Raw genomic sequence first — 15,421 nt, forward strand, 5'->3', positions numbered from 1 at the left:
TAACCTTCCCCTGTTCGCGGCGGCGTCGTCGGGCGGCGAGGACGCTCCGGGGCGAAGCGAACAGTCGGCGGAGAGAACTCCCCGAACCGCCGCGCGGCCTCACTCCTCGTCGAAGTACTCGTCGAACAGCGCGGAGACGCGGGACTCGATGTCGCCGCGAATCTCGCGGACGCGTTCTGCGTCCTTCCCGTCGGGGTCTTCGAGGGCCCAGTCGCGCACGTCCACGCCGTCGGCGTCGAGTTCGAGCGTCGAACAGCCCATCGTCGCCACGACGTCACAGGACTCCAACTCCTCGGTCGACACCTCTCGCGGCGTCCGGTCGGAGACGTCGACGCCCAGTTCCCGCATCGTCTCGACGACGCCGTCGTGGACGTGGTCTGCGGGGTGCGTCCCGCCGGTCACGATTTCGACTCGGCCGCCGAGTCCGCGGCGGTCGCGTTCTCGCTCGGCGAACGCCGTCGACATCTGACTTCGACCGGCGTTCTGCACGCAGACGAATCCGAAGCGCACTGGGTCGCTCATACGTGAAAGCGACCACACACCTAATAAGCAGTTACTATGTGTGCTCTGTAGCGATATAGAGAGAGAGACCGAACGGGCCGGGTTACGCGTCGTCTTCGTCGTCGTCCTTCATCTCTCCCAGACGGTCGACGAGCGCGTCGGTCGACACGTCGCTCTCGACGGTGACGGTTCCTTCGTGCTCGTGTTCGTGGCTCTCGACGCCCTCGGACCCGTCGTCCTCGTCGTTCGACTGTTGACGCTCCTGCTCTGACTCGTCGTAGCTTCCGAAGCCCATGGGGGTCGTTCCCGGGTAGGAGGGAAGAAACACACGGTGTCGCCGTCGTGTGCGAGCCGTGAGCGTGAGTCGGTGTCGACCGCCCCGAGTCGTCGCCGCGGGGATTCGGCGACGGGGGCGACCGGTGCTACGCTCTGCGGACGATTTCGCGAAGTTGCTCGAAGACGTCCGGGCGGTGTTCCGCGAGGAGTCGGACGTCGGCGGCGACTTCGTCTCTCATCCGCTCTCGGAGGCGCGCGACCGTCTCGCGGTACTCGTCCGCGTCGGCGTCGCCCGCTTCGAGACGCGCCCGTTCGACGTTCGTGAGCAGTCCCCGCCGCGTCTCCGCCTCCGGGGCGAAGAACTCAGTGGGAATTCGGTCGGCGAGGTCGGCCGACGCGACGGTGTCCGTCTCCGGGTCGTGGACGACCAGACCCGCGTGAATCAGCTTCGGGAGGTGGACGTGGACGATCTCCGCTTTGACGTCCAAGCGGTCGCTGTCGCCCACGTCTCGGTCGCTGAGTCGCGAGGCGACGGCGTCCACCGTCATCGGACGGCCAGCGCCGTCGAGTTCGTAGAGGAGGGCCCGTCGGAGGTCACTAGAGAGCGCAGAGTAGACGTCGTCCCAGTCGACTAAAACGTTCTCTGGCATGTTGTGTTTAAATAACCGTGTCCCGTCGCGATAAGAGATTCGGCTAGCCGTCCATCGATATCCGGTGTGGGTACCACGTCCGTCGTCCGTCTCCTCCAGAAGTCGCAGTACGACTCGCGAACAGATTAATTTCTCAGTCCGGGTCGGCCGAACGCGAAGGTGCGGTCACGTCGTCGGTGGTCTCGGGGACGGCCCAGTCGTCGAGGGCCCGCGCGTCGTGAAACTGGCCGTCCCATATTAATAAACACATCAACCAATCTGCCATACCGGTTAGAAGGAATGGAAGTGGCCACTCGACCGTTCACCCTGTTGAACGGGTTTCGTCACGTGAGGGTAGCCGCACGTAGTGACACTGGGAGAACATTTAAATGTCGATGTACAGTCATGAAAATGTGTCATTCTCAGATACTATTCCAGGGATGAAGGGTGGATCGACCATCCGAAACGTCCTGGTCGGAATCGTGTACGTATTCCTGCTTCCACTGTTGTTCGCACTGCTTCCCGTGACGGTCGGCCTGATAGTGGGTATGAACGTCGGTGGTGCCGCGGGCAAACTTTCTGTCCTCCCGGGTGTCGGCGACGGCGGTGGTGCGATCGCGGGCGTTGCGGCAGGCGTCTACGCGGTCTTGATTCTCGGCGTCCTCGGAGCAGTCGTCCCCAGCGACGATACGGCCGAGGCACCGGAGCAGAACGTCGAAGGTGCGACTGGCGAGGCGGCGACCGCCGCTGACGGCGGTAACCAAGGCGCAACCGCCGAAGAGAGTTCGACGGCGGCACCCGAGCCGACCGTGACTGCGACACCAAAGTCAACCCCGGAGCCAACAGCCGAGCCGACACCGGAACCCACGCCAACGGCGACAACTCAGCCGGAGATGCCGATGCACGATGTCGGCGAGTCGTTCACCGTCGGCGACGGTGAGATGTCTATCGAGTACACCGTAACTGACGTGACGACAGCGGACAACGTCGGCGGCGAGTACGGCGAGGACGCCGATGGGGAGTTCGTCATCGTGACGATGTCGATGGAGAACGTCGGCGATGAATCGCTAGACATCACGTCCCGACCGTTCACAGTTGTCGATTCGGAGGGTCGTGAATTCGAGGTAGACACTAATGCGATGGTTTACGCGGAGGACTCTATCGTCTTCGAGCAACTGAATCCTGGTCTGTCGAAAGAGGGTGTCGTGATCTTCGACGTGAATCCCGATGGCGAATACACGATGCATATCGCCCCCGCTGGGATGTTCTCGACGGCGACAACTCACCGCGTCGCGATTAGCGGCGAGATACAGTAGTCAGAAAAGAACTGACCCAGTCGTTCCGTATCTGTAAGAAGAGAGGTGGTGGACCGAGGCAGATTCGAACCTCACTCGCTCACTGCGTTCGCTCGCTGGTTCGAATCTTCGGCTACCACACACTTCGACGGACGCTCCTCGCTCCGCTCACGGCTTCGCCGTTCGCATTCGAGGTCGAACACGACCTCGCGTCGCTCGTCGTTGCGAGGAATCAGAAAATGGGTTGGGGCAGATTCGAACTGCCGACCTGCTCCGTGTGAAGGAGCCGTCATAACCTGGCTAGACCACCAACCCCAGGCAAAAACTGCTACCCGCGGGTGAGACTTAACCGTTCTGCTTCGCCCTCACTTCGCGGCACCGCCGCGGTACCGTTCGATGCGCCCGCGGGCCTGGCGAATCGCCTTCTTGCCGCCGCGTTCGGCGCGCCGCGGAACGCCGCGCAGTTCCGTCTCCAATCGCTCACGCCCCGTCGGTGTCGGCTCTTCCTCGCGTTCTCGTCCGAGCGCCTTCCGAACGCGGCGCTCCACCGGTGCGCCTTCCTCTCGCAGTCCCGCCGCGAGGTGACCGCCCGCGCGTCGAAGGTAGTACCACGCGTCCTCGAAGTGTCGATTCATATCTGTCCATATACGAGCGACAAATAAAAGAATTGTGTGTGTCAATACCATTCATGAAGATAGTTTTAGGCCAGCCAAAATCGAAGCGTTTTTGTATTTGTTAGGCGTGCCTAAAACTGGTGAGGCGCCGGCCGTGACGGCGTCCATCGCGCGTCTGTCCCTCAGAGACCGACCGTGGGCATCATACACAGTCGGTCCACCTACTTCGTCGCCGCGAGCGAGCGACCCGCCCAGCCGTCAGTACGTCGGCGACTCTTCGGGCACGCCGTCGCGTTGGTTCACGAGTCGAGCGAACACGAACAGCGCGTCCGAGAGGCGGTTGAGGTAGCGAATCGCCTCCTCGTTCGCCGGTTCGTCCCTCGCGAAGGCGACGGCGCGGCGTTCCGCCCGCCGCGACACCGTCCGCGCGTGGTGGAGTCTCGCGCCCGCGTCGCCGCCGCCGGGCAGGATGAACGACCGGAGCGGTTCGAGTTCCTCCTCGGCCTCGTCGATGAACGACTCCAACTCCGAGACGTGGTCGGCCGTCACGACGGGGGCGTCTTCGTTCGGGTCCGGGTTCGCGAAGTCCGCCTGGAGGACGTGGAGGTGGTTCTGGACGCGTTCGAGTTTCTCGTCGACGTCGTCGTAACCGGTCGGACGGACCCTGCCGACGAGGGCGTTCACCTCGTCGACGGTGCCGTACGCCTCGATGCGCGGACTCGTCTTCGAGACGCGCGACATATCCCGCAGGTCGGTCATCCCCTCGTCGCCGCGCCCGGTGTATATCTTCATGCGGCGAGCGTCGTCTCGACGTACTGCAGGATGTTCTCGGACTCGCCCATCGTGACGCCCCGGTCGTCGTCGACGAGGACGGGAACCGCGCGCTGACCGCTCACGCGCTTGACCTCGTCGCGTTTGGAGTGGAGCGCCTCGACCCAGACGGTCTCGTACTCGACGCCGTTCTCCTCCAATGCGTCGTGGACCTTCACACAGAACGGACAGCCGTCCAACGCGTACAGCGTGATACTCATACACGCCCCCTTCGGGCGCCGGCCGCAAAGAGATTTGGCCGGCGGCAGGACGCGTCCCCGGCGGATTCAGTCGACGGCGTGGGCTCCCGCGCGGCCATCGACGGAACCTCACGAACGACCGGGAGGGACGCTCTCGCGTCAGAAGCGTTAATCCCCGCCTCCGAGTACGTCGGCGTATGATAGACATCGAGGAGACGTACATCGAGAATCGCGTCCTCGTTCACCCGAACGACACCAACAACTACGACATCGCCCACGGGGGCAACGTGATGAAGTGGATGGACGAAGTCGGCGCGATGTCGGCGATGCGGTTCGCCGGCGAGACGTGCGTCACCGCCCGAATGGAGAGCGTGAACTTCCACCGACCCATCCCTCGCGGTAACGCCGCCCTCATCGAGTCGTACGTCTACGGCGCGGGCCGAACGAGCGTGAAGGTCCGCCTCCGCGTCTTCTCGGAGGACCCGCTCACGGGCGACACGGAACTCACGACGGAGTCGTACTTCGTCTACGTCGCCATCGACGAGGACCGCGAACCGACGGAAGTGCCAGAACTGGGGACGAACACGGAGTACGGCCGCGAACTCCTGGAGGCGGCGGTCGAAGGCGAGAAAGCGAGCAACGGCCACGGCGACGACTGACCGACGCCCGAATTCAGTCTCTCGAACGGACTATCCTTCACTAGCGACATTCTTACTAACGATAAGAACGTAGTTAGAAACGAGGGCCAACGTGACAGAAACACACACACTCGAATCGCTCGTCGAGGACGTCGAGGCGTCTACCCAGACGTTCTCTCTCGTCAACTACGACGGTCCGGACGCCGAGAAAGCGCGGGTCGTCCGCTACTTCGAACCGCAGAGCGTCGACGTGAGAGAGGGGGTAACCGACCCGAATCTACCCCGGAACTTCGCCGTCCTCCACGACGGAGACGAGTTCGTCGCCGCGGCCGCAGTCGAGGACGTCCACCGGCACGTCGCCGGCGGCGTCTTCGAGGGCGACGCCTTCGAGAGACGCGACAGACCGACGATTCTCGCGCACGTCGACGACCGAACGTTCACCAGTTACGACATGCGGCGGATGCTCCTCGCCTCCCACGAAGTCGAACGGTACGCGTGGCGTACCGGCGCGGGCGAACTCCACGCGGGGTTTCAGCGACTCTCCACGCTCGCGTCGCAGTCACACATCTACGACGAACTTCGCGCGAGCGGTGTCGACGTCCACGTGTACGGTGCCCCGGACGCGTCGGTTCCGCCGGGCCTCGTCGAACACGCCTCGGAGAGTCCCGAGATTCGAGACTCGTGGTTCGTCGTCTACAGGGGCGAGAGACGGGCGGACCACCGCGCCCTCGTCGCCGTCGAAACCGGGCCACGCGAGTTCTCCGGGTTCTGGACGTACGACGAGGATACCGTCGACGACGTCCTCGAACGTCTCGACGCGACGTACCCCGCGACGGCCGACAGCGACGCCGCCGCCCCCGGACAGAACGGGCGGTAGTTGCCCACTCACGAACCGCTTTTTCGACCGGTGAGAGACCGGGTGTATGACCACTCATCTCGGGATTCACGGCTCCGTCGAGCGCATCTTTCCGCCGTCGCTGCTCCGGTCGAGACTCGTCGACGGCGACGACGCCCCCGACGCGGACGCCGACCTGACCGTCTCCGTCGTCGACGACGACTTCGACGGCATCGACGCACTCGTCACGTTCGGCTACGACCCCGCCGTCCTCGACAGCGACGTCGAGTGGATTCACGTCGTCCGCGCGGGGTACGACGAGTTCCCTGTCGAGACGCTCCGAGACGACGGCATCTCGCTGACGAACAGCACCGGACTCCACGGCGCGTCCGTCGGCGAGACGACGGTCGGCTACTTCCTCCAGTTCGCTCGCGGCCTGCACCGGTATCGGTCGGACCAACGCGAGAAGGAGTGGAACCCGCCCGCGTGGGACGAGACGTTCACGCTCGAAGGCGAGACGGTCTGCGTGGTCGGCCTCGGAACGCTGGGCCGCGGTATCGCCCGCCGCGCGGACGCCCTCGGGATGTCCGTCGTCGGCGTCCGTCGAACTCCGACGCCGGTGGACCACGTCGAGACGCGGTACGGCCCCGCCGACCTGCACGAGGCCGTCGAAGACGCGCGGTTCGTCGTCCTCGCCGTCCCCCTCACCGACGACACCGAGGGGATGTTCGGGGCGGTCGAACTGGACGCGATGCGCGAGGACGCCTACCTCGTGAACGTCGCGCGGGGTCCCGTCGCCGACCAGTCCGCTCTCGTCTCCGCTCTCCGAGACGACGCCATCGCGGGCGCGGCCCTCGACGTGTTCGAAGAGGAACCTCTCCCGGAGGAGTCACCGCTCTGGGCGTTCGAGAACGTCGTCGTCACGCCGCACGCCTCGGCCGCCCGGAGCGACTATCCCGACCGAATCGCCGAACTCGTGGGCGAGAACGTCCGCCGGTTCGAGCGAGGGGAGTCGCTGGCGAACCAAGTCGTCTGACTCCGGGTTCGGTGCTCGCCCCGGAGGCGGCGGGCGAGAGACGCCCCCTCACGGTTCGTGTTCTGCGGCCCGGTCGAACGTCACCGTCACCTCGTTGCCGCCGGTCTCGCGTTCGGCGAACGACACCGTCCCGTCGGCGTGCTTTACGACCCACCTGACGACCCACAGGCCGAGTCCGGAACTGTGGCTGATTTGGTCGATGGGCTGTCGGTCCGTGAGTATCTCCACCTCGAAGCGCGGAATCGGCGGGCCGGCGTCGGCGACGCGGAGAGAGACGTCGTCGCCGACTGCCTCGACGGTGACCGTCACCTCGGGCGCCGGGTCGTCGGCGTGGACGACGGCGTTCTCGACGAGTTCGGAGACGGCGTAGTGGACGTTCTCCGTGGCCGAGACGACCGCGTCGGAGTCGACGCGGCAGGTAACCTCGGCGTCGGGGTAGTCGTCGCTCACCGACCGAACGACCCGCCGGACGACCGCAGAGAGGTCTATCGGGCGGGGGTCGGGGTCGCCGACCATTATCCCGAGGATGACCTGTTGTTCGTCTATTAGCCCGAGGAGGTCCTCCGCGGCGGACAGGATGGAGTCGAGGTGGCCGCTCGGTTCCTCGTTGGCGAGAAGCGCCGCCCGCCCGACGACGATGTTCAGTTTGTTCCGCATGTTGTGCCGGACGACGTGGTTCGTTATCCGCAGTTGCCGCTCGCGGTCCTTCTGGCTCGTGATTTCTTCGGCGATACCGACGAGACCGACGATTTCGCCGTCCGCTCGCCACGGGACTTTCGAGGTGACGAACCACCGGTCGGTCTCCGCGAAGTGCTCTTCTTTCTCGAGAATCGGCTCGCCCGTGGCGACGACCGACAGGTCGTCTTCGTAGGGTCCCCGCGCCTCGGCGTCGGGAACCACGCCGTCCACGTCTCGCCGACCGAGGTACGCGCTACTCTCTCGGTGAATCCGGCTCTCGACCGGACCTTCGCTCACGACGACGTGTCGCCCCGTCCGGTCTTTGACGAACACGTGGAGCGGAATCTCGGTGAACAAGTGGTCGAACAGGTTCGCCTTCCACGCGTCCATCTCGCTGGCCTCCGTCGGATGTGCGCCGACGACGCGGGGGTTCGTACGGTCGGGAACGACGTCCCGCACGGCGTCGGCCAGTCGGGGCCCGAAGTCCGGTCGGTCCCGACGGACCACGTCGGCGAACGGCGCCGTGACGGCCGCGGCGGGAACCGTTCCGTCGCCGCCGTCGACCACGAGGACGACCGGCGGCGACCCCGACTCGGGCAGTCGGTCGAACAGGTCGTCCGCCGTGCCGTCGGTCAGTTCGTACGGGGAGACGACGCAGTCGACCGTCCCGTCGCACCGGTCGACGCCCTCGGAGATACCGTCGGCGACGACCACGTCGGCTTCGGAGAGGTCGACGTCGAGTTCGCGGTCGGCGGTCTCGTCCCCTCCCGCAGGATGGAGGCGAACGACGCGAAGCGGAGGGCTGGCTTCGTCGGATGTCACACTGCGTCTCTTTCGGCCCGAAGTATAACAGTATGTCTCACCGTCACGTCGCACCCGCGACAAATTTCCGCTCGTGACTCGAATAACCGTAATCGCCCGCGCGAGAGGCGACAGCGGGCGAACACTAAGCTGACGGGACGCGTCTGTTCTACTCTGATGTGGAGCAGGGGTGCAGTGCTCGTCGTGACGGTGTTGCTCGTCGTCGCTGGCGTCGCTCCGGCGACGTCGGTGGGGACGGCTGGAATCTCGCAGATGGCGAGCGAGACGGCGGTGAGTGTACCGGTCGGGGTCGAGCGAGCGGGCGGCGCCGAGGAACCGAATACGCCGAGAGACGCGGAGTCGAACGACACGGGTTCGGGAGATTCGACCGCCGAACCCGCCGCAGACGACGGGCGGCCGACGCCGACGACGGCGAACGCCGAGACGACTGCTGACGGTGGCACGACTGCCGACGACGGCACCGACGACGACCCGCGCGGGGCGCGGACGGTCGGTCCCGACGACGCCGGAGGGGTCTCGTTGGAACTGTTGGCCGACACCGACTGGCTACGGACGGACTTCGGGCGAGCCGAGTCGTTCGCGGTGTCGCTCCCCGAGAACGCCTCGGCGTCGATGCTCGTCCAGTTCTACCGACCGGAGTCGTTGCTCCCGGTCGGCGTCGTCGTCGTCGAACCCGGGGAGACGGTGGTGCTCCCCGTGACGGCGTCGGGCGCGAGCACCGTCGGTGTCTCGAACACCACCGCGCTTCCGCAGACCGAACTGGAGTCGTTGCCCCCGGAGGATACGTTCTACTCGTTCGGGTGGGACGAGACGATAGGGAACGACGCCGGTTCCGGGTACAACCTCCCGGACGGACGCTACTACTTCCCGGCGAGCGTCGACGGGTCGGTTCGGCCGGTGAATCCGCCGGCGTCCGTCTCGAACTCGGGTCTCTCGTCGCTCGCAGTCGGGACGGCGACGGACGACGCCGACTCCGCACCGGAGACCCAGTTCCTCCTCGTCCTCCCGTCCGCCGAGAATCTCCCCGAAGACGACGACGCCGTCGTCGACGCTCTCCTCGCACACGCGAACGCGACGCAGGAACCGCTCGTCGCCGCCGTCGACGCGCGTCCCGGCGTCCGCGTCGTCCAACGCTTCTGGCTGACGAACGCCGTCCTCGTGAAAGTGGACGAGGACGTGATGACCACCTCTTCGCTGCGCGACTACCCCGGCGTCTCGGCCGTCGTCGCCAACCAACGGGTGTTCACCGTTCAGTCGGCCGTCGGTGCACCGCTCTCGGCGACCGAACAGGTGGAAACATCTGCCGCCGCGACCACCTCCGCCACCGACCCCCGCGCGACGTACGGCGTCCGGCAGGTGAACGCGCCCGCCGCGTGGGAGCGGTACGGAACGACGGGCGAGGGCGTCACCGTCGCCGTCCTCGACAGCGGAATCGAGCCTTCACACCGCGACATCGACCTCCACACGACGGACGCGACGGACGCGACGTACCCCGGCGGGTGGGCCAAGTTCGACGGCTACGGCAGGCAGGTAGTGGGGGCCGTCCCGGCGGACAGTTCGTCGTTCTCGCACGGGACGCACGCCAGCGGAACCGTCGCCGGCGGCGACGAGGGCGGAGTTCACATCGGCGTCGCGCCGGGCGTCAGACTCCTGCACGGGCAGGTGACCGACGGCGAGGCGGGGACCGTCTCACAGGTCGTCGCCGGTATCCAGTGGGCCGTCGAACGGGACGCCGACGTGGCGAGTGTCAGCATCGGCGCACCGTTCCGCGTGCCGCCGTACGTCGACGCCGTTCGGAACGCCGAGCGCGCGGGAACGCTCGTCGTCGCCGCGTCGGGCAACGACGGACCGGGCGTCACCTCCTCGCCGGCGAACGTCTACGACGCGGTGAGCGTCGGGGCGACGGGGCCGAACGAGGAGCTACTCCCCTTCTCCAGTAGCGGCGTCGTCACTCGCGAGGAGTGGGAACTCGCGCTCCCGCCGGACGACTGGCCCGAGTCGTACGCCGTCCCCACGGTGGTCGCCCCCGGCGGCGCCGTCCTCAGCGCCTCCGCGCAGGGCGGGTACGCCTCGCTCAGCGGGACGAGCATGTCCACGCCGCACGTCGCGGGCGTCGCCGCCCTCGTCGTCGCCGGAGCGGGCAGAGAGGTGACGTCCGAGGAAGTCCGCGCGGCACTCGTCGCCTCCGCCCGGCGGCCCGCGGACCTGACGCCGGCCGAAGAAGTCGCGTACGGCGCGGGTGTCGTGGACGCCGTCGCCGCCATCGAGGCAATTCGAGCGATGGACGACGACACGGGCCGAGTGCTCGACTGGAACGAGGTCCAGTCGTCGTCGCTCGCCGAGAGCGAGACGCACCGCTACTCGCTGGCGACGGACGGTCGGTCGACGCGCGTCGTCGTCGCCAGGCCGGACGCCGGAGACGGTCCGTTCGCGGTGGCACTCCTCGACGAACGCGGGCGGCCGTCGGGGCTGTTCGACGCCGGCGGCGAGTCGCGTCGGTCCGTCGAACTCGCGCCGGGCGAGGCCGTCACCCTCCGAACCGTCGCCGCCGGAACGTACACGCTCGCCGTCTCCTCGTCGGGAGGGGCGGGCCCCTACACCGCCGCGCACTCGGTGTCGCCGCCTCTCGCGGGCGACCCGGCGGACACGGCGTCGCAGTTCGACGCGGCACTCCTCGGGCGCGGCACCGAACTCCCGGGTCGACTCACCGCGTTCGACTGGGCCGACTGGTATCTCTACCTCGGTACCGGGGCGACAGAGCGGTTCGTCCTCTCTCGCCCCGCCGAGGGCGGGGGAGACGTGACGATGGAACTGATGCGGCAACCGGCGGGGTTCGTCGCCGAGACGAGCGTCGTCGTCCCGCCGGGGTCGGCGAGAGTCGTCGAGTACGACTCCGCCTTCGGCGCGGCGTACGTCCGCGTCACGAGCGAGAATTCGAGTCGTGAAGCGGGCGCGTACCTCCTGTCGTACCTCGACGAGACGGAACTAGTGGCGGTTCCGACCGGGAGTCGGCGTGGACGAATCGGAACGCCGCCTGCGAACGCCTCGGGATATCTTCGATAGCCGTCTGTCTCTCGATTGCGTTCCGTTTTTGGGTTTCGACTCAGGAGTTTTCGGGGCGCACCTCGGGAGGGACACAACCACCTCGACCGTAGACGTCTCGTTCGCTCTCCGCATTCACGAAAATCGAATCGGCACAGTAGGGCTGGAGGTAGACCGCATAGGTTGCATCTTCGTGGCGGATATAGATGCCTGAGGGGGAACTGGAGTCCTTCTCCGGTTCGTACCACGGCAACGGAGTGAGCGCAGTAGCGGTGGTATCGAATTCCGAACTGTCCAGTCGCATAGCATCCAGACCGTCATCACGTGCTGTGTCGAGAGCGGTCTGGAGGGGTTCCACGGTACGGATTCGTTCGTCGTCAGACGGCGTAACCGTTGTTTCGTCGGGCGTCTCTGCTTTGAGTACGCTGAGTAACCCTCCATTTTGACCCGGGCTGGAGATACAACCCGATATCGAGAGGAGAGCGCAACTGGACGCGACGAGCAGGGAACGGCGCTTCATAATGCGAATTAGCAAACATGTTTATATTGTTTTCCGCTACCGCGACACCGCCTATCAACTGGGGAGGCGACTATTCGCGCCGCGTCTTCAGATACGCGACTCTGTATCGCGCGATACCGTTTATCGGCCGTTCGGAACCGTCCCCTCGAACCAGTATCTTCAATTGTCCCCCACACGGAATCCCGAAGCATGAGCATGGAGATCGAACGCGAGTGCCCCTCGTGCGGCGAGACGGCGACGTTCTGGAAGACGGCGTACATGGAGATCCACCTCGGAAAGAAGACGAAGTGGCGCTGTGCGGAGTGTGGCTACGGCTACATCCAGATCGACGGCGACATCTCGACGGCCGAAGCGTAGTCGACGAGGGCGCTGTTTTCGCGGCGTGAGAAGAAAACTCGGAGCGGAGCGCTTACTCGTCGTCCAGCGCCTGCCAGGAGAGTTGCGGGTCCCGCGCGGCACCCACCTGGTCGATACGCCGCGCCGTCGTCCGCGAGGGGGCGTTCTCCAGTTCCTCGTCGGAGTCGGCCATCGCGGCGTTGAACGCGTGCGCTAAGTCGTCCAGAGAGTCGCGGTTCTCTATCTCCGTGGGTTCGGTGAGCATCGCCTCGGGGACGAACTCGGGCCACTTCGTCGTCGGCGGGTGGACGCCGTAGTCGAGCATCCGTTTGGCCACGTCGGCGGCGTCTCTGTCGCCCGCCGTCGCGGCGAACTCGTGGTGGAACGGTTCGTACGGCACCTCGTAGTCCAGTTGCTCGGCGAGGTAGTTCGCGTTCAGAACGGCCTTCGCCGAGGCGTCGGAGAGGCCGGCGTCGCCGAGACGGGCGATGTAGGCGTACGCCTTCACGAGGACGAACCAGTTGCCCGTGTAGCCGTGGACCTTCCCGATGGAGTCTTCGGCGTCTTCGAGGCGGTAGTTCCCGCCCTTCTCGCGGACGCGCGGGTTCGGGAGGAACGGTTCGAGTTCGGAGACGACGCCGACGGGTCCGGCCCCGGGTCCGCCGCCGCCGTGCGGTGTCGCGAACGTCTTGTGCACGTTGTAGTGCATGATGTCGAAGCCCATGTCGCCCGGCCGTCCGCGGCCGAGGAGGGCGTTCAGGTTCGCGCCGTCGTAGTAGAGCAGACCCCCGACGTCGTGGACCATCTCGGCTATCTCGACGATGTCACGCTCGAACAGTCCGACCGTGTTCGGGTTCGTGAGCATCAGCGCCGCGGTGTCCTCCGACAGGGCGGCGTCCAGTGCCTCCATGTCGACGCGGCCGTCGTCGCCGGACGGGAGTTCGACCACGTCGTACCCGGCCATCGCGGCCGAAGCGAAGTTCGTCCCGTGCGCGGAGGCGGGGATGACGACTTCGCTTCGGTCGTCGCCGTTCGACTCGTGGTACGCCTTCGCGACGAGGATACCGGTGAACTCGCCGGCGGCGCCGGCGGGCGGTTGCAGCGTCACGGCGTCCATCCCGCCGATGCGAGCGAGGTAGTCCTGCAGTTCGTAGAGGAGTTCGAGCGTCCCCTGCGACGTCCGCGGGGAGCGGTCGGGGTGAATCGCGGCGTTCGGGTCCGCGGCCACGTCCTCGGTGAACGACGGGTTGTACTTCATCGTACACGACCCGAGGGGGTACGGCCCGCTCTCGACGCTCCAGTTCATCTGCGAGAGGCGCGTGTAGTGGCGCGCGAGTTCGGGTTCGGACAACCCGGGCAGTTCCACCGCGTCGCGCGTCAACTCGTCCGGAAGCGGCGAGTCGTCTATCTCTTCGCGCGCGGCGTTCTTCTCTGAGAGGAGCGGTTCGTACCGGTCGTCGCGGGCGTAGCGTGCTTGGTCGAAATCCATCTAGAGCACCTCCTCGAACGCCGCGACCAACTGGTCGACTTTCGGGGCGTTCAGGTCGCTGACACACACTTGGAGTTTGTGTTCGCTGACGACGTGGACGGCGAATCCCTCGGATTCGAGGTCGGACGCGATAGCCTTCGCCGGTTGGTCGGTGTGGACGACGAACTCGCGGAAGTGGTGTCTGTCGTGGACGGGCGCGCGGACGCCGCGCAGTTCGCTCAACTCCGCGGCGAGCGACTCGGCGTCGGTGACGCACTGTTTCGCCAGGTCGACGAGGCCGTCCGGACCCAGGTACGCCACGTGCATCGCCGTTCGGAGGGCGACCCACGCCTGGTTCGTACAGATGTTCGACGTGGCTCGCTCCTTGCGGATGTGCTGTTCGCGCGTCTGCAACGTGAGCGTGTACGCGCGCTTGCCGCCCGCGTCCTCGCTCGCGCCGACGAGTCGCCCCGGCACCTGCCGGAGGAACTCCTCGCGGGTGGCGAACAGACCGAGACCCATTCCGTACGCGTTCGGCATCCCGAGTGCGCCCGCCTCGCCGACGACGACGTCGGCACCGACGCTGGCCGGCTCCTGAAGCAGGCCGAGGGCGACGATGTCCGTGCCGAGGCAGAACAGCGCATCCACCTCGTCGGCGAGTTCGCCGATTTCGGTGAGTCGCTCTTCGATGGTCCCCCGGACCGTCGGGTTCTCGGCGTACACCATCGACACCTCGTCGTCCGCGAGGTCGGAGAGGGCGTCGACGTCGACGTTCCCGTCGTCCATCGGGTACGTCTCGACGGTGAGGTCGGTGCCCGCGACGTAGTTGTCGAGGACGCTCCGCTTGCCGTCGTGCAGAATCTCGGGGACGAGGATACGGTGACCGGACGCCTGCCTGACGCGGTTCGAGAGGCGTGCGGCCTCCGCGAGCGCCGTCGCCGCGTCGTACATCGAGCAGTTCGCCACCGGGAGACCGGTGAGTTCGACTAGCATCGACTGGTACTCGAACAACACCTGCAGGAAGCCCTGCGTTATCTCCGGTTGGTACTGCGTGTAGGAGGTGAGAAACTCCGAGCGACGCGACAGGTCGTTCACCAGCGACGGGACGTAGTGGCTGTGGTGCCCTCGACCGAGGAACTCGGTCAGCTTCTTGTTCTTCGCGAGCGTCGAGGACAGGAGCGTCGTCGCGTCGCGTTCCGAGCGCTCTTCGAGGCCGAACTCGCCGTCGAAACGGACGTCTTCGGGGATGTCGAACAGCGACTCTTCGTCCGCGGCGCCGACGGCGTCGAGCATCGCGGCCGTCTCTGCCTCGGTGTGGGGGGCGTAGGGGCTTCCGCGTGTCATTCGGTCTGGTCGCGGTACTCCTCCGCGGAGAGCAGTTCGTCGAACGCTCCCTCGTCGGCCACCTCGACTTCGAGCATCCAGCCGTCGCCGTAGGGGTCTTCGTTGACGAGTTCCGGCGCGTCGAACAGGTCCTCGTTGACGGCGACGACGGTTCCCGAGACGGGGGCGTAGAGGTCGGAGACGGCCTTGATGGACTCCACGACGCCGAACTCCTCACCCTTCGTCAGTTCCTCACCCTCGCCGGGAAGTTCGACGAAGACGACGTCGCCCAGTTCGTCCTGTGCGAAGTCGGTGATGCCGATGGTGGCGGTGTCGCCGCCGGTGGTTGCGTACTCGTGCGATTCCAGGTATTTACGGTCTTCTGGTACTTCGAACAT

17 protein-coding genes and 1 tRNA gene are annotated in these 15,421 nt (G+C 66.1%); 6 read left to right on the forward strand and 12 right to left on the reverse strand.

Going from position 1 to position 15,421, the window contains the following annotated elements; all coding sequences use genetic code 11:
- Positions 1-99: 99 nt before the first annotated feature.
- The 4 genes from BM282_RS13775 to BM282_RS18960 all read right to left on the reverse strand — a co-directional run bounded on the left by BM282_RS13775 (position 100) and on the right by BM282_RS18960 (position 1,692).
- Positions 100-522, reverse strand: a complete 423-nt coding sequence (locus BM282_RS13775; RefSeq protein WP_089882042.1) for a low molecular weight phosphatase family protein — start codon at positions 520-522, stop codon at positions 100-102.
- 82 nt (positions 523-604) lie between these two features.
- Entirely contained in the window at positions 605-796 is a 192-nt protein-coding gene (locus BM282_RS13780; protein WP_089882044.1) for a DUF5786 family protein, read from the reverse strand.
- Positions 797-923: 127 nt separating this feature from the next.
- Positions 924-1,427 carry a DUF7344 domain-containing protein gene (locus BM282_RS18875; protein ID WP_245758370.1) on the reverse strand — a complete coding sequence of 168 codons (504 nt, stop codon included), beginning with the start codon at positions 1,425-1,427 and terminating at the stop codon, positions 924-926.
- 133 nt (positions 1,428-1,560) lie between these two features.
- A complete protein-coding gene (locus tag BM282_RS18960; RefSeq protein WP_281244798.1) occupies positions 1,561-1,692 on the reverse strand; it encodes a hypothetical protein in 132 nt (43 codons plus the stop codon).
- A 127-nt stretch (positions 1,693-1,819) separates the two neighbouring features.
- On the opposite strand from BM282_RS18960, the gene BM282_RS13790 reads away from it, so the two are divergent.
- Positions 1,820-2,722: a DUF4352 domain-containing protein gene (locus tag BM282_RS13790; protein WP_175501543.1), complete on the forward strand. Its 903-nt coding sequence runs from the start codon at positions 1,820-1,822 to the stop codon at positions 2,720-2,722.
- A 219-nt stretch (positions 2,723-2,941) separates the two neighbouring features.
- On the opposite strand, the gene BM282_RS13795 is transcribed toward BM282_RS13790, so the two are convergent.
- The 4 genes from BM282_RS13795 to BM282_RS13810 all read right to left on the reverse strand — a co-directional run bounded on the left by BM282_RS13795 (position 2,942) and on the right by BM282_RS13810 (position 4,346).
- A tRNA-Val gene (locus BM282_RS13795) sits at positions 2,942-3,016 on the reverse strand.
- Between the two features lie 50 nt (positions 3,017-3,066).
- Positions 3,067-3,336 carry a DUF7553 family protein gene (locus BM282_RS13800; RefSeq protein WP_089882048.1) on the reverse strand — a complete coding sequence of 90 codons (270 nt, stop codon included), beginning with the start codon at positions 3,334-3,336 and terminating at the stop codon, positions 3,067-3,069.
- Between the two features lie 237 nt (positions 3,337-3,573).
- Positions 3,574-4,107: a cob(I)yrinic acid a,c-diamide adenosyltransferase gene (locus BM282_RS13805; RefSeq protein WP_089882050.1), complete on the reverse strand. Its 534-nt coding sequence runs from the start codon at positions 4,105-4,107 to the stop codon at positions 3,574-3,576.
- On the reverse strand, positions 4,104-4,346 hold the full coding sequence (locus BM282_RS13810; protein WP_089882051.1) for a glutaredoxin family protein: 243 nt from the start codon (positions 4,344-4,346) through the stop codon (positions 4,104-4,106). Before BM282_RS13810 ends, BM282_RS13805 begins: the two co-directional genes overlap by 4 nt.
- Before the next feature lie 176 nt (positions 4,347-4,522).
- Here BM282_RS13810 and BM282_RS13815 point away from each other — a divergent pair, with 176 nt between their 5' ends.
- The 3 genes from BM282_RS13815 to ddh all read left to right on the forward strand — a co-directional run bounded on the left by BM282_RS13815 (position 4,523) and on the right by ddh (position 6,834).
- Positions 4,523-4,984: an acyl-CoA thioesterase gene (locus BM282_RS13815; protein WP_089882053.1), complete on the forward strand. Its 462-nt coding sequence runs from the start codon at positions 4,523-4,525 to the stop codon at positions 4,982-4,984.
- A 91-nt stretch (positions 4,985-5,075) separates the two neighbouring features.
- Positions 5,076-5,840, forward strand: coding sequence for a DICT sensory domain-containing protein (locus tag BM282_RS13820; RefSeq protein ID WP_089882055.1), 765 nt, complete (start codon positions 5,076-5,078; stop codon positions 5,838-5,840).
- A gap of 46 nt (positions 5,841-5,886) precedes the next feature.
- Complete coding sequence (gene ddh / locus BM282_RS13825) at positions 5,887-6,834, forward strand: D-2-hydroxyacid dehydrogenase (RefSeq protein ID WP_089882057.1); 948 nt, start codon at positions 5,887-5,889, stop codon at positions 6,832-6,834.
- 48 nt (positions 6,835-6,882) lie between these two features.
- Here ddh and BM282_RS13830 read toward each other — a convergent pair whose 3' ends face one another.
- A complete protein-coding gene (locus BM282_RS13830) occupies positions 6,883-8,334 on the reverse strand; it encodes a PAS domain-containing sensor histidine kinase (protein ID WP_089882059.1) in 1,452 nt (483 codons plus the stop codon).
- A gap of 156 nt (positions 8,335-8,490) precedes the next feature.
- Between BM282_RS13830 and BM282_RS13835 the strand changes: the two genes are divergently transcribed.
- Both BM282_RS13835 and BM282_RS18585 read left to right on the forward strand, forming a co-directional pair.
- The gene (locus tag BM282_RS13835) at positions 8,491-11,397 is read left to right on the forward strand and encodes a S8 family serine peptidase (RefSeq protein WP_175501545.1); all 2,907 of its coding nucleotides are present in this window, start codon (positions 8,491-8,493) and stop codon (positions 11,395-11,397) included.
- A 688-nt stretch (positions 11,398-12,085) separates the two neighbouring features.
- On the forward strand, positions 12,086-12,253 hold the full coding sequence (locus BM282_RS18585) for a DUF7838 family putative zinc beta-ribbon protein (protein WP_175501547.1): 168 nt from the start codon (positions 12,086-12,088) through the stop codon (positions 12,251-12,253).
- A 52-nt stretch (positions 12,254-12,305) separates the two neighbouring features.
- Here BM282_RS18585 and gcvPB read toward each other — a convergent pair whose 3' ends face one another.
- The 3 genes from gcvPB to gcvH are packed head-to-tail and all read right to left on the reverse strand — an operon-like array spanning position 12,306 to position 15,421.
- Positions 12,306-13,721: an aminomethyl-transferring glycine dehydrogenase subunit GcvPB gene (gene gcvPB, locus BM282_RS13840; protein ID WP_089882063.1), complete on the reverse strand. Its 1,416-nt coding sequence runs from the start codon at positions 13,719-13,721 to the stop codon at positions 12,306-12,308.
- A complete protein-coding gene (gcvPA, locus tag BM282_RS13845; RefSeq protein ID WP_089882065.1) occupies positions 13,722-15,044 on the reverse strand; it encodes an aminomethyl-transferring glycine dehydrogenase subunit GcvPA in 1,323 nt (440 codons plus the stop codon).
- On the reverse strand, positions 15,041-15,421 hold the full coding sequence (gcvH, locus tag BM282_RS13850) for a glycine cleavage system protein GcvH (RefSeq protein WP_089882067.1): 381 nt from the start codon (positions 15,419-15,421) through the stop codon (positions 15,041-15,043). Before gcvH ends, gcvPA begins: the two co-directional genes overlap by 4 nt.

The sequence above is a fragment of the Halogeometricum limi genome, assembly GCF_900115785.1.
GTDB lineage: Archaea > Halobacteriota > Halobacteria > Halobacteriales > Haloferacaceae > Halogeometricum > Halogeometricum limi.